General features: G+C 42.5%; 12 protein-coding genes and 1 pseudogene. 11 read left to right on the top strand and 2 right to left on the bottom strand.

The window, feature by feature from the left end; all coding sequences use genetic code 11:
- Nucleotides 1–108 precede the first annotated feature (108 nt).
- The 3 genes from C2M25_RS07425 to rluB all read left to right on the top strand — a co-directional run bounded on the left by C2M25_RS07425 (nt 109) and on the right by rluB (nt 2,220).
- Complete coding sequence (locus C2M25_RS07425; protein WP_063704643.1) at nt 109–630, top strand: EF-hand domain-containing protein; 522 nt, start codon at nt 109–111, stop codon at nt 628–630.
- A 130-nt stretch (nt 631–760) separates the two neighbouring features.
- Nucleotides 761–1,351 carry an SMC-Scp complex subunit ScpB gene (gene scpB / locus C2M25_RS07420; protein ID WP_063704645.1) on the top strand — a complete coding sequence of 197 codons (591 nt, stop codon included), beginning with the start codon at nt 761–763 and terminating at the stop codon, nt 1,349–1,351.
- Nucleotides 1,348–2,220: a 23S rRNA pseudouridine(2605) synthase RluB gene (gene rluB / locus C2M25_RS07415; RefSeq protein WP_063704647.1), complete on the top strand. Its 873-nt coding sequence runs from the start codon at nt 1,348–1,350 to the stop codon at nt 2,218–2,220. The genes scpB and rluB overlap by 4 nt, the downstream gene beginning before the upstream one ends.
- A gap of 104 nt (nt 2,221–2,324) precedes the next feature.
- On the opposite strand, the gene ald is transcribed toward rluB, so the two are convergent.
- Nucleotides 2,325–3,446, bottom strand: a complete 1,122-nt coding sequence (gene ald / locus C2M25_RS07410; protein ID WP_063704649.1) for an alanine dehydrogenase — start codon at nt 3,444–3,446, stop codon at nt 2,325–2,327.
- Nucleotides 3,447–3,588: 142 nt separating this feature from the next.
- Between ald and lrp the strand changes: the two genes are divergently transcribed.
- The 8 genes from lrp to C2M25_RS07370 all read left to right on the top strand — a co-directional run bounded on the left by lrp (nt 3,589) and on the right by C2M25_RS07370 (nt 13,553).
- Entirely contained in the window at nt 3,589–4,068 is a 480-nt protein-coding gene (gene lrp / locus C2M25_RS07405) for a leucine-responsive transcriptional regulator Lrp (protein WP_063704651.1), read from the top strand.
- 141 nt (nt 4,069–4,209) lie between these two features.
- Nucleotides 4,210–6,702, top strand: coding sequence for a DNA translocase FtsK (locus C2M25_RS07400; protein ID WP_063704652.1), 2,493 nt, complete (start codon nt 4,210–4,212; stop codon nt 6,700–6,702).
- A complete protein-coding gene (gene lolA / locus C2M25_RS07395) occupies nt 6,702–7,328 on the top strand; it encodes an outer membrane lipoprotein chaperone LolA (protein ID WP_063704654.1) in 627 nt (208 codons plus the stop codon). Before C2M25_RS07400 ends, lolA begins: the two co-directional genes overlap by 1 nt.
- A 3-nt stretch (nt 7,329–7,331) precedes the next feature.
- Nucleotides 7,332–8,669, top strand: coding sequence for a replication-associated recombination protein A (locus C2M25_RS07390; RefSeq protein ID WP_063704656.1), 1,338 nt, complete (start codon nt 7,332–7,334; stop codon nt 8,667–8,669).
- Nucleotides 8,662–9,048, top strand: coding sequence for a fluoride efflux transporter CrcB (gene crcB, locus C2M25_RS07385; protein WP_082389253.1), 387 nt, complete (start codon nt 8,662–8,664; stop codon nt 9,046–9,048). Before C2M25_RS07390 ends, crcB begins: the two co-directional genes overlap by 8 nt.
- 9 nt (nt 9,049–9,057) lie before the next feature.
- A complete protein-coding gene (gene serS, locus C2M25_RS07380) occupies nt 9,058–10,362 on the top strand; it encodes a serine--tRNA ligase (RefSeq protein WP_063704658.1) in 1,305 nt (434 codons plus the stop codon).
- Between the two features lie 163 nt (nt 10,363–10,525).
- Complete coding sequence (locus C2M25_RS07375) at nt 10,526–12,070, top strand: arylsulfatase (RefSeq protein WP_105180783.1); 1,545 nt, start codon at nt 10,526–10,528, stop codon at nt 12,068–12,070.
- A gap of 166 nt (nt 12,071–12,236) precedes the next feature.
- Nucleotides 12,237–13,553, top strand: coding sequence for an ABC1 kinase family protein (locus tag C2M25_RS07370; RefSeq protein WP_105180782.1), 1,317 nt, complete (start codon nt 12,237–12,239; stop codon nt 13,551–13,553).
- 140 nt (nt 13,554–13,693) lie between these two features.
- Here C2M25_RS07370 and C2M25_RS07365 read toward each other — a convergent pair.
- Nucleotides 13,694–14,176, bottom strand: a pseudogene (locus C2M25_RS07365) (tyrosine-type recombinase/integrase); the annotation flags it as partial.
- Nucleotides 14,177–14,178: the final 2 nt, after the last annotated feature.

Below are 14,178 nucleotides of genomic sequence, written 5' to 3'. Positions count from 1 at the left end.
AACCAAAACTTAACTTAGTTGTAAGTGCTTGATTTTAGTCAATAAGGCATTTTGGCATTCAACTTGAAATAGTCTAACTGAATCTAATCGACTACAAGGAAATGTCTTATGAACAAGTTAACTTTAGCATCAACAATTTTAGCAGCATTAAGCCTATCAGCATGTTCTGCAAGTAACTCTTTAGCAAAAATCGACAGCGATTTTGGCAGCCTAGATAACGACCATGATGGTTATATCTCGAAAGTAGAAGCAGATGACGATGCAATTTGGGAGCATTTCTCAAACATCGATACCAACATGGATGAGCAAATTAGCCGTACAGAATTTAACGCCTACATGCAGTTAAATACAGGCAAAGTGGCAACAGATAGCGAGGTGTCTGAATCAGCATTTAAAGCAGAAATCGCTAAGTTTGACCCGATCGAAAGTGACTTTAAATCGTTAGACAACGATAAAAATGGTTACATCTCTATTGAAGAAGCGGATGACGACGACATCGCAAATCATTTTGGCTACATGGATAGCAACAAAGATAAGCGTGTAAGTCGCACCGAGTTCATTAGCTACATTAGCAAATATGGCAGCGATGTGGCAGAAGATGATGCCCTTGAAATGGTCAAAAAAAGCTAATTTCAATATTTATTCATAAAAATCCCCCAAAGCCAGTGTTTTACACTGGCTTTTTTACAATAATTTTTCCAACCTTGGCTGACTTCTGTCATAATAGTGCGTTAGTGATTTAAAATGACCTTTAGTAGCAATGGCCACAAAACGTATCAGTGATGAACAGTTAGTCGAAATCATAGAAGCCGCGATTTTTGTTGCTGGAAAACCTGTGTCTAAACGTCATTTAAAAGAGACAGTATTAGCTGATTTAAGCGTATCTATGCCACGCATTAATAATGCAATCGAACAGATTCAAACGCATTATCAAACCCGAGGCATCAAGCTTGTTGCAGTTGGCAGCGGTTACAGGTTTCAGGCCTGTGCCAGTTTAGCCCCTTGGCTGGCAAACTTATGGCAAGAACGCGCACCTAAATACTCAAGAGCACTACTAGAAACTTTATCCTTGATTGCCTACAGACAACCTATTACCCGTGGTGAAATTGAACAAGTACGGGGTGTGACCGTTGGCTCAGGAATTATTAAAACCTTATTAGAAAGAGAGTGGATTCGGGTTGTTGGCCACAAAGAAGTGCCAGGGCGCCCAGCGTTGTATGCTACCACATCCGCTTTCTTAGATTATTTTTCATTAGCTGGTTTAGATGAATTACCGCCGTTACCTGAACTTCAGGAGAGTAAAATCAACCAGTTATTGAGCGATCCTTCTGTGAGAGAACTATCTGAATGAGTAATGTAGAAACTGAAAAGTTACAAAAAGTATTAGCCCGTGCTGGCGTGGGTTCACGTCGTGAAATGGAAAAATACATCGATGCCAATCGCGTGAGCGTGAATGGTAAAGTGGCCCGTTTAGGCGACCGCGTAGAAGCAACCGATGTAATTCGTGTTGATGGTCACGTGGTGAAAATCGAAGACAAAGCCGACCGAATTTGTCGTGTACTTATGTATAACAAACCAGAAGGCGAGTTATGTACACGTAAAGACCCTGAAGGTCGTCGTACTGTATTTGACCGTTTACCACGTGTTGATGGCGAACGTTGGATTGCAGTTGGCCGACTAGATATTAATACCGCTGGTTTAATGCTGTTTACTAACGATGGTGAACTTGCTAACCGTTTAATGCACCCAAGCTACGAAGTAGAGCGTGAGTACTCTGCTCGCGTGTTTGGTGAAGTGACAAACGAAACGCTGCGCACTTTAACAAAAGGTGTTGAGCTTGATGATGGTCCTGCGAAATTCTTAAACATCAAACCTATGGGTGGTGAAGGTATCAACCGTTGGTTTAATGTGACTTTAACAGAAGGTCGTAACCGCGAAGTTCGTCGTTTATGGCAATCACAAGATGTTGAAGTATCGCGTCTTATCCGTATTCGTTACGGTAAGCTAGAGCTTGATAAGCGTTTGCCACAAGGTGGTTGGGCTGAGCTTGATTTAGACACGGTTAACTATTTACGTAAAACAGTACAACTTGGCCGCGAAACGCAAACTAAGCTGTCGGTTATTCCTGAAAAGCGTAAAGACAAACGTGCTAAAATTAACCAAATCCGTAAAGCGGTTAAAAAGCACAATCAACGCGCTAAACAAACTAAGCGTCGTTAAAAACTATATTCAAACTTGTTTGCAGGTAAAGCTCTTCACTTGCAAACAGGCATAAAAAAAAGCAGCGATATCGCTGCTTTTTTTATTTCGATTCACAATGCTAATTAAGCATTTTCAACCGCTGTACGTGGGTCAACATATTCCATGTTGAAAGCTTCAGCTACTTCTTTATAAGTAACTTGGCCTTTAATCACGTTTAAGCCTTTTAAGAAATGTGCATCGTCAAGAAGCGCTTTCTTGTAGCCTTTGTTAGCAAGGTTGATGATAAACGGTAACGTTGCGTTGTTAAGTGCGAACGTAGAAGTACGTGGAACAGCACCTGGCATGTTAGCAACACAGTAGTGAACAACGTCATCAACGATGTAAGTTGGATCAGCATGAGTAGTCGCTTTAGAAGTTGCGATACAACCACCTTGGTCGATTGCAACGTCAACGATTGCAGAACCAGGTTTCATTGCTTTGATGTGCTCAGCAGTTACTAGTTTAGGCGCTGCAGCACCTGGGATTAGTACGCCACCGATCACAAGGTCAGCTTCTAGTACGTGTTTTTCTAACGCGTCAGCAGTTGAGTAAAGTGCTTTAACTTTATTACCAAACTGTGCGTCTAAAGCACGTAATACATCGATGTTACGATCAAGAACAACAACGTCTGCGCCTAGGCCAACAGCCATTTGCGCTGCGCTACGACCAACCATGCCGCCGCCGATAACAACAACTTTAGCTGGCTCAACACCTGGTACACCACCAAGTAACATACCACGGCCGTGGTTAGATTTTTCTAATGCTTGTGCACCAGCTTGAATAGACATACGACCAGCAACTTCACTCATAGGAGCAAGAAGAGGTAAACCGCCACGTGCATCAGTTACTGTTTCGTAAGCGATACAGATAGCGCCACTTTTCACTAGGTCTTCAGTTTGTGGAAGATCCGGTGCTAAGTGAAGGTAAGTAAATAGAATTTGGTCTTCGCGTAACATTGCACGCTCAACAGCTTGTGGCTCTTTCACTTTTACGATCATTTCAGCTTTAGCAAAAACTTCTGCCGCTGTTGATAAAATTTCAGCACCTGCTGCTACATAATCTTCGTTTGTGAAGCCAATGCCCATACCAGCATCAGTTTCAACAAATACTTGGTGGCCATGGTTTACTAGTTCACGAACACTCGCAGGAACCATACCTACACGGTATTCATGGTTTTTAATTTCTTTAGGTACACCAATAATCATAGTTTTTCGCCTTAATAGAACGGGGTAAAATTTTTGACTATTATATTCATGACCTGCCAGTGTGTCTCACCTTTTTTAAGTGGTATTCTAGTGATATACTCTGAAAATTAATATATAACAGTTTAAAACTCTGGTTTGCCATATGCACCAATTACTCGACAGGATAGACCGTAAAATTTTAATGGAATTACAGCTCGATGGTCGGATCTCTAATGTAGAGCTCGCGCGGCGTGTAGGCCTAAGCGCCACCCCATGTTTAGAGCGGGTTAAAAAGCTTGAAAGAGAAGGTTATATACTTGGATACAAAGCGGTAGTAGACCCTGCTAAGCTCGGTCAAGGATTATCCGTGTATGTAGAAGTCACTATCACGAAAACCTCACCTGATGTGTTCGAAGAGTTTAACGCTGCAGTTAAAAAACACGACGAAATAATCGAATGTCACTTAGTGTCGGGAAATTTCGACTTTTTATTAAAAACGCGGGTAAATGATATGTCTGAATATCGCAATGTACTGGGTGATATTCTGCTAAAACTACCCAACGTCAGTGAAAGCCGAACTTATGTGGTAATGGAAGAAGTAAAAGGTGAACAAGGGGTCATTATTCGCCCATATATCGCCTAAACTGTTAAAATACACATTGAGTAACAAAAACTTGTTCATTATCAGTCCATCAAGGTTAAGATAAAGTGCATCAAACGGCATTTCCTGCTAAGGTATTTCACTGCTAATCGATAAGTAAAGAATAATAAGGAATAGGGAGCTATGCGCCTAAATGGTGTTCAAAGACTGTTAGAAACGGGGCTAATCATCAGCACCTTTGCTGCAGTATTTATTTTATGTGCATTAATCAGTTTTGATCCTGCGGACCCTTCATGGTCGCAAACCGGTGAATTTGTTAATGTTAAGAATATTACCGGCACAGCGGGAGCTTGGGTTGCAGATATCCTATTACTCACTTTTGGCTGGCTTGCTTATTTAGTGCCTGTTGCTATTCAGTTGTTTGGTTATTTATTGTTTAAACAGCCACACCGTATTTTTCAGCTTGATTACACCACACTTGCTTTACGTGTAATTGGCTTTGCGTTGTTTATTACTTCAGCGACTGCCATCAGCAGCATTAATTTTGATGATATTTATAATTTTTCATCCGGTGGGGTAGTGGGAGATGTCATCGCTACAGCCATGATGCCGACCTTTAATTTTACCGGTACCTCTATTTTATTACTGTGCTTTTTCTTTGCAGGTTTAACCTTATTAACCGGTATTTCGTGGGTACAATTTGTCGATTTTGTTGGCAAATGGGTGATGAAAACATTCTACTTTTTGCGTGAACAATTTTCTGCTTGGATGCACCGTGAGAAAGAAGCCGTTAAAGACGTTACGACTACAGAACCTGATGCAAACTTTGTCGAGCCAGAAAACGAACCTGCAATTGGTTTTAAAGATGCCGAAAAAGATGAGCCAAAGCAGACTAAAGCACAGCAGAAGCCAGCGGAAAAAGCCAATGATGATTTCCAAGGTTTTGATGAACTAGACGATATTCTTGACCAAGAAATTGGTTTTAGTGCCCTTGATGATGAATCTTTCGATACAGTATCAGCACTTAATGCGCTTGATCAAAGCCCCGTTTTAGAACCAGAAAAACCAGTTACAACGGTTGTTTCGCCTGCGCGCCCAATGCCTAAACCAAAACCAGCGTATCAGCCACCGCCAACGGCAAAAGAAAAGTTTGAAGCCTTGCTTGAAGAGCAACCGCCAGCAAATCCGTTGCCGTCGCTTGATTTACTCGATCGCCCTGACAAAGCGAAAAACCCGTTATCACAAGAAGAGCTTGATGGTATTTCGCGTTTAGTTGAAACAAAACTACTTGATTTTAATATTCAAGCTGCGGTGGTTGGGGTTTACCCGGGTCCGGTTGTAACGCGTTTTGAACTTGATTTAGCGCCGGGTATTAAAGTGGCCAAAATCACAGGTTTATCAAAAGATTTAGCGCGTTCACTGTCTGCGGTGAGTGTCCGTGTGGTAGAAGTTATTCCGGGTAAAACCTATGTAGGTATAGAACTACCAAACAAACACCGTGAAATCGTGCGTTTAAGTGAAGTTATTAACGCGCCTAAGTTTGAATCAAACCCATCACCACTGACTATGGTGTTAGGTAAAGACATTGCTGGCGAGCCAGTATGTGCTGACCTTGGCAAAATGCCACATTTACTTGTTGCGGGTACCACAGGTTCAGGTAAGTCAGTGGGCGTTAATGTAATGATATTAAGCTTACTGTACAAATCGGGCCCTGATGATGTTCGTATGATCATGATCGACCCGAAAATGCTTGAACTTTCTGTGTACGAAGGCATCCCACATTTATTATGTGAAGTTGTTACCGACATGAAAGAAGCAGCCAATGCATTGCGTTGGTGTGTAGGCGAAATGGAGCGTCGTTATAAGCTGATGTCGGCACTTGGTGTGCGTAACTTAAAAGGTTACAACCAAAAAGTGCTGGATGCCAAAGAAGCGGGTCAACCGATTCTAGATCCACTGTTTAAAGATACCGACGGCATGGCCGATGGCCCAGCAGAGCTAGATAAACTACCAAGTATTGTGGTGGTCATTGACGAATTTGCCGACATGATGATGATCGTGGGTAAAAAAGTGGAAGAGCTTATTGCACGCATCGCGCAAAAAGCCCGTGCAGCAGGTATTCACTTAGTGCTAGCAACACAGCGCCCATCGGTTGACGTAATTACTGGTTTGATTAAAGCGAATATTCCAACCCGTATGGCGTTCCAAGTTTCAAGTAAAATTGACTCGCGTACCATTTTAGATCAGCAAGGCGCTGAAAACTTACTTGGTATGGGTGACATGCTTTACTTACCGCCGGGTACCAGTGTACCCGTGCGTGTGCATGGCGCGTTTGTTGACGACCACGAAGTTCATGCGGTTGTAGACGATTGGAAAAAACGCGGCAAACCAAATTATATTGATGAAATTTTAAGTGGCGATGCCACAGAAGAAATTTTACTACCAGGAGAAACCAGTGAAGACGGTGATGAAGAGTCAGATCCGCTTTACGATGAAGCAGTATCATTTGTAATTGAAACTGGCAAAGTGTCGGTATCGAGTGTACAGCGTAAGCTTCGTGTAGGTTATAACCGCGCAGCACGCTTAGTTGAACAAATGGAAACATCAGGCATTGTTAGCGCACCAGGTCACAACGGTGCCCGCGAAGTCTTAGTGCCAAATGGTGGAGCAAATTAATGAAAAAAATTAAATACCTAGCCCTAATTGTGGGTTGTTTATTAAGCGGTCAAAGTTTTGCAGACGACAGCGAAGCGTTGCAACAACAACTGGCTGCGATTAAAAGTTTTAAAGCACAGTTCTCACAGCAAGTGACCGATTCGCAAGGCGAAGCTATCATGCAAGGTGAGGGGAATATTGCCCTTCAGCAGCCTATGATGATCCGCTGGCAACAGCAAAGCCCAGACGATACCTTGTTTGTATCTAATGGCGACAAAACGTATTACTTCGACAGCTTTGCTGAGCAAGTAACGATTATGAATACCCACAGCCTAATTGATTCAACACCGTTTGTATTGCTGACTTCAAAAGATCCAGAACAGTGGGCTAAATACCAAGTTGTGGCAACCGATGCTGGCTTTAGTGTCACGCCAAACAAAGGCGTTGAGAGCCAAGTTGAAAAGCTAGACATTCGCTTTAATGCTAAAGAGCAAGGCCTCGCATCACTAACGGTATTAGATACCTCAGGTCAGCAGTCTTTATTTACCTTTAAAGATGCCAAGGTAAACGAAGCTCTGGCGGCTCAAACCTTTGAATTTACTATTCCTGAGGGCGTTGAAGTTGACGACCAAAGCCAAGGTGATTAAGGCTTGAGTAACCTCGGATTTAATTTTGGTCCTGATGTGCGCCCACTAGCGGCGCGCATGCGACCTGAAACACTTAATGACTACATTGGTCAGCAGCACCTTTTAAGCCCCGATAAACCTCTTTACCAAGCGATTCTTGCAGGCCGATGCCACAGCCTTATTTTGTGGGGGCCGCCAGGCGTTGGTAAAACTACATTAGCGCAAATTATTGCAAACCATGCCGATGCCAGCCTTATTCAAATGTCGGCGGTCACAGCGGGTGTTAAAGACATTCGTGAGGCAGTAAGCGAAGCAAAAACAAACCTTGCCGGGCGAGGGCAACGCACCTTATTGTTTGTTGACGAAGTGCACCGCTTTAATAAATCTCAGCAAGATGCATTTTTACCGCATATTGAAGATGGCACCTTTATTTTCGTAGGCGCAACCACCGAAAACCCATCATTCGCACTTAATAATGCGATTCTGTCTCGTGCTCGTGTGTATGTTTTAAAAGCGCTTGAACAAGCCGACTTATTTACCGTCATTGAACGCGCCTTACGTGAAGACGTAGAACTTAGCCAAAAACACATAGACATTGCCGATAACGCTAAACAAGCGCTTTGCCAAGCAAGTGATGGCGATGCACGTAAAGTGCTTAACCTGTTAGAACAAGCGGTTGATTTAACCACTGAGCAGCAGGGAAAATACCTTGTTGATCAACATGTTTTAAGCCAAGTTTTACCAACTCACTTAGCCAAGTACGACAAAGGTGGTGATGAGTTTTATGACTTGATTTCAGCGTTTCATAAGTCAGTGCGAGGAAGTTCACCTGATGGCGCTTTATATTGGTATTGCCGTATTTTAGCAGGGGGTGGCGACCCACTTTATGTGGCTCGGCGTTTATTAGCGATTGCTACTGAAGATATTGGCAATGCTGATCCGCGAGCAATGGAAGTGGCACTCAACGCGTGGGATATTTTTCAACGTGTTGGCCCAAGCGAAGGTGAGCGTGCTATCGCACAAGCCACCATTTACTTAGCCAGTGCCCCGAAAAGTAATGCCGTGTATATGGCGTTTAATCAAGCGCTGCAAGATGCTAAAAATGAGCCGAGTTATCCGGTGCCTGAGCATTTACGTAATGCGCCAACCAACTTAATGAAAGACTTGGGTTATGGCGCTGAATATCGTTATGCGCACAATGAAGAAGGGGCATTTGCTGCTGGCGAAAAGTATTTCCCTGAGGCAATTAATGATCGCCAGTATTACTTCCCAACTGACCGTGGGCTTGAACAAAAAATAAAACAAAAGCTGGACTATTTAAGCCAGCGCAACGAGCAAAGTGATATTAAACGCTATGAATAGCTTGAAACTTTATATGATGATTGCAATGGGGGGCGCTTCAGGGGCGTGTTTACGCTATTTTCTTAGCGAAACCATGTTAAAACTGCTCGGTAGGGGATTCCCTTTTGGCACGTTGACAGTTAATATTCTTGGTTCATTGTTAATGGGCATTTTATACGGCTTGATTGAAAAAGAAATAATCGCTGTTAGCCCCGCTAAAACCTTAATTGGTATTGGCTTTTTAGGTGCATTGACCACCTTTTCAACATTCTCAATGGATTCGTTGTTGCTCTTGCAACAAGGTCACTTTTTTAAAATGGCCCTCAATATCACCCTAAACGTGGTGGTGTGTATATTTATGGCTTGGCTGGGCCTTCAGCTGGTAATGCAAAAAGGTTAAAAATCAAACATGTTAGATTCTAAATATTTACGTCAAGATATCGAACAAGCGGCTGCACGTTTAGCAACACGCGGTTTCGAACTTGATATTGCAGCGGTAACTGCACTTGAAGAAAAACGCAAAACATTACAAGTACAAACGCAAGAACTTCAAAGCGAGCGTAATGCAAGTTCCAAAGCTATCGGCCAAGCAAAAGCGAAAGGCGAGCACGAAAAAGCACAACAGCTGCTTGATTCAGTAAGTAACCTTGGTGATCAACTAGACAGCGTTAAAGCTGAGCAAGACGCAGTACTTGAAGAGCTTAAGCAAATTGCACTTGCTATTCCAAACTTACCTGATGAGTCAGTACCAGTAGGTGAAGACGAAGATCAAAACGTTGAAATTTCAACCTGGGGTACGCCTAAGTCATATGACTTTGAAGTAAAAGATCACGTTGATGTTGGTCAAGACGTAAACGGCCTAGACTTTGAAATGGGTGTTAAAATCAGTGGCGCACGTTTTACTGTTATGCGTGGTCAAGTTGCACGTATGCACCGTGCTCTTACGCAGTTTATGCTTGATACGCACACAGAGCAAAACGGCTACACAGAAATGTATGTGCCTTACCTAGTTAATAGCGCAAGCTTATACGGCACAAGTCAATTACCTAAGTTTGCTGGTGACTTATTCCACACCTTAGGTTTAGTGGATGACGACGGTCAGCAACAACCAGGTTTTAGCTTAATTCCTACAGCTGAAGTACCACTTACGAACAGTGCTCGTGACGAAATTTACGACGAAAGCGACTTACCAATTCGTTTAACTGCGCATACGCCTTGTTTCCGTAGTGAAGCAGGTAGCTATGGCCGTGATACACGTGGTCTTATTCGTCAGCACCAATTCGACAAAGTTGAATTAGTACAACTAGTAAAACCAGAAGATTCAATGCAAGCGCTAGAAGAGCTAACAGGTCACGCTGAGCAAATCTTACAAGCATTAGAACTTCCATACCGTAAAGTGATTTTATGTACGGGTGATATGGGCTTTGGTGCAGCAAAAACTTACGATTTAGAAGTATGGTTACCTGCACAAAACACTTATCGTGAAATCTCATCATGTTCTAACATGGTTGATTTCCAAGCACGTCGTATGCAAGCGCGTTTCCGTCGTCAAGGCGAGAAAAAGCCAGAGCTACTTCATACACTAAATGGTTCAGGTTTAGCGGTTGGTCGTACACTGGTAGCAATCTTAGAGAACTACCAACAAGCTGACGGCTCAATTGTTGTACCAGAAGTATTACGCCCTTACATGGGTGGCTTAGAAGTTATTAAATAACATTTAAGTTCATAACGTTTAAAAACCGTATTTGTGTAAGCAAATACGGTTTTTTTATGCCTAGCAATAATAATTAATTGCGGTATACAGTAATTTTAGTAGACTGAAAAACGTACAATAAATTTTATTAGTACTCACTCACAATACACGAAGGACTGCTGTTATGAAAAAACTACTCGCCGTAGCATCCGCTGCTTTGTATTTAGCAAGCTCGGTCGCTTTTGCTAAAGACAAACCTAATATTTTAATCATATTCCCCGACGATGTTGGCTGGCAAAACGTTAGTGCTTATGGACTTGGTACCATGGGTTACAAAACGCCAAACATCGATAAACTCGCTCACGAAGGCGCAATGTTTACCGATCATTATGCGCAGCCATCTTGCACAGCTGGGCGCGCAGCCCTTATTACCGGTCAATATCCAATTCGTAGTGGCATGACAACGGTAGGCCGACCTGGCGCAGAGCTTGGTTTAAAAGCGGGCTCTTATACGCTTGCTGAGGTTTTAAAAGAGCAGGGTTATGCAACAGGACAATTTGGTAAAAACCACTTAGGTGATCGCAACGAGCACCTACCTACAGTTCATGGCTTTGATGAATTTTTCGGAAATTTATATCACTTAAATACTCAAGAAGAGTTTGAGCAACGTGATTACCCAAAAGATCCTGAGTTTTTCAAAAAGTATGGCACCCGAGGCGTTTTACATACTTACGCCACAAATGTAGATGACAAAACTGTTGATCCTCGTTTTGGTAAAGTAGGTAAGCAAAAAATTAAAGATACTGGCCAGCTTTCTCGTGAGCGAATGAAAACCGTTGATAAAGAGTTTATGGACGCAAGCATAGACTTTATTAAACGAGCGCAAAAAGCTGATAAACCTTTCTTCGTTTGGTTTAACCCAAGCCGCATGCATATGTACACGCGTTTAAGTAATGAAAGCCGTTACTTAGCAGCAGACTACACTACAGAGCATGATTTATATGGCAGTGGCTTGATTGAGCATGATCAACAAGTGGGTGAGTTAATGGCTGCGCTCGACGAGATGGGCGCCCTAGACAACACCATTGTGATTTATTCTACTGATAATGGCCCAGAGCACAGTGCACGATTACATGGCGGTACAACACCGTTCCGCGGTGAAAAAATGACAACTTACGAAGGCGGCGTACGCGTTCCTATGATTGTTCGTTGGCCAGGTAAAGTACCTGCAAATACCGTACTAAATGGCATTCAGTCACACATGGATATTTATACAACCCTTGCAGCAGCAGCGGGTGAACCAAATATCGCGAAAAAAGCGCTGAAAGAACACAAGCAACCGATTGATGGCGTAAACAACTTAGATTATTGGTTAGGTAAAACAGACGAAAGTGCGCGTGATAGTTTTCTTTACTATTACGAATCGAGCATCAAAGCCGTACGTTACAAACAGTGGAAACTTCATTTCGAAACAAGCGAAAACTATTACGCTCAGTACGAAAAGCAAAAGTTCCCGATTATCTATAACTTACGCATGGACCCGTTTGAAAGCTTTGATGGTTTAACTGACCGTTCAGACATAGTGCAAGCTAAGCAATGGCTAAATGAGCCTGTACAACACTTACTTGGTGAGCATATTCAGTCACTATCAAAATATCCACCATTACAAAAAGCAGCTAGCTTCGACTTTAGTCAGTTAATGGAACAGTTGATGTCTGGAAAGCAATAACATTCAATAAAGCGATTCATTGAGTTGCTTTTAAATAAATAGCCGCATCGGGAAGCCATGCGGCTTTTTACTTTTGGCGAAAAGACTGTAGACAGTAAAAGCCAAAGTGGATCTAAACCCGAGCAATCAACGTATTCAAAGCATAAAGTTAATAGTGTGAAGCAATATGAGTAATAAACAAAAGTCTGTGCCAACATCACGATTTTCACGCGCTGCTCGGCTTGGCTCTTTAGCTGGTAAAGTCGCAGGTAATATGTTGTTTGAAGGCACAAAAGCATGGGCGACGGGCAAGCAAACATCACGACAGGAGTTATTGTTACAGCCTAAAAATATTCAGCGCTTTGCAGAGCAGCTTGCAAATCTTCGCGGGGCTGCAATGAAATTGGGGCAGCTGTTATCCATGGATAGTGGTGAATTACTCACTCCTGAACTATCTGCAATTTTAGCAAGGCTGCGTGCAGAAGCGACAGCTATGCCACATAAGCAGCTAGTTAAAGTAATGCGTGAGCATTGGGGGGATGCGTGGCTAGAGCAATTATCTCACTTTGAACTTAGACCATTTGCTGCGGCATCAATAGGGCAAGTGCATATTGCTTATCGAGAATCGGGCGAAAAGTTAGCAGTTAAAGTGCAATACCCCGGTATTGCAAAAGGTATTGCCAGTGATGTTGATAACTTAGCTTACCTTCTGAAGCTCAGTGGTTTGCTACCCAAAGAGGTAGAAATACAGCCTCTTATCGATGAAGCAAAACAACAGCTTATAAACGAAGCTGACTACGAATTAGAAGCTAATTATTTAAAACGCTACAGCGAGTGTTTAAAGGATGACGACAATTACCTTATTCCAACTGTGGTAGATTCGCTTAGTTCTTCTCAAGTTTTAGTCATGAGCTTTGTTGAGGGACAAGAGCTGGATGAGCTGGCAAGCACTGAGCAAGCGCTTCGTAATAAAGCGGTTGAACAGTTACTCAGTTTATTCTTACGCGAATTATTTAGCTTTAAACTAGTTCAAACAGATCCAAACTTTGCTAATTATCAATATCAAATCGACAATCAACGCTTAGTGCTTTTAGATTTTGGCGCTACCCGCGAACTACCTCAGCATATTAGTGCTGGTTACTTACAGTTATTATCCGGAGCGATTAATAACGACAGAGCAGGCGTTGCAACAGCCGCACAGCAAATTGGCTATTTTCAACAAGGGCTTGCTCAAGAATATATAGATAATGTCGTCGATATATTTCTACTCGCCTGCGAGCCACTGCGCCACCAAGGTGAGTATGATTTTGCGAATAGCGACTTACCAAAACGCATTAAAGAACTTGGCCTTAAAATGAGCACCGCCTCAGAGCATTGGCACGCACCACCCGTAGATGCTCTGTTCGTTCACAGAAAACTAGCAGGCCTGTTTTTAATCGCTGCAAAGCTAGGCGCAAAAGTGAATGTGAATAGTATTTTTAAGGAGTTTGAAGCACAGAGATAATTAATTGAACGGGAGTTTGGGGTACCTCATTTTTGCCTCAAAATAAGTTAGGTTAAATGCTCTAACTGCTGCTTTGAGCAATCAAGAAACGGTCCAAGCCCTATACATTGAATGATAAGTTAACGCATCTTTAATAATAGCTAGAAAATTTTGCTTAATGGGCTTACAACACCGTTTGCTCCTTGTTGTAAAACATGGGTGTAAATCTGTGTGGTTTTGACATCAGAATGGCCCAATTGTGCTTGAACGGTGCGAATATCGGCGCCACTTTGCAATAGGTGCGTTGCAAATGAATGGCGCAAGGTATGAGGCGTAATAACCTTTGTAATATTGGTTTGTTTTAATGCTTTTTTAATCGCTTTTCTAACACATGTAGGGTGGAAATGGTGGCGACGTATCTCGCCAGTTTCTGGGTCATCACTTAATTTGTAGGAAGGAAATAAGTATTGCCACGCTAGTGATTTATTAGCTGAGGGATATTTACGAGTTAAAGCGTTATGCATCCACACACCTGCGTATCGCTCGTTTTGTAAATCTAATCTTAAATATTCTTCAACTTGCAAAATTTGATTTCTAAGTAATGGGATCAACTCCGTTGCAAGAGTAACTATACGATGCTTGTTGC

It is taken from the genome of Pseudoalteromonas sp. T1lg21, assembly GCF_002964625.1.
Taxonomy (GTDB): domain Bacteria; phylum Pseudomonadota; class Gammaproteobacteria; order Enterobacterales; family Alteromonadaceae; genus Pseudoalteromonas; species Pseudoalteromonas gelatinilytica.
The sequence above is the reverse complement of the archived record's forward strand: the minus strand, read 5'-3'. Positions and strand labels throughout refer to the sequence as shown.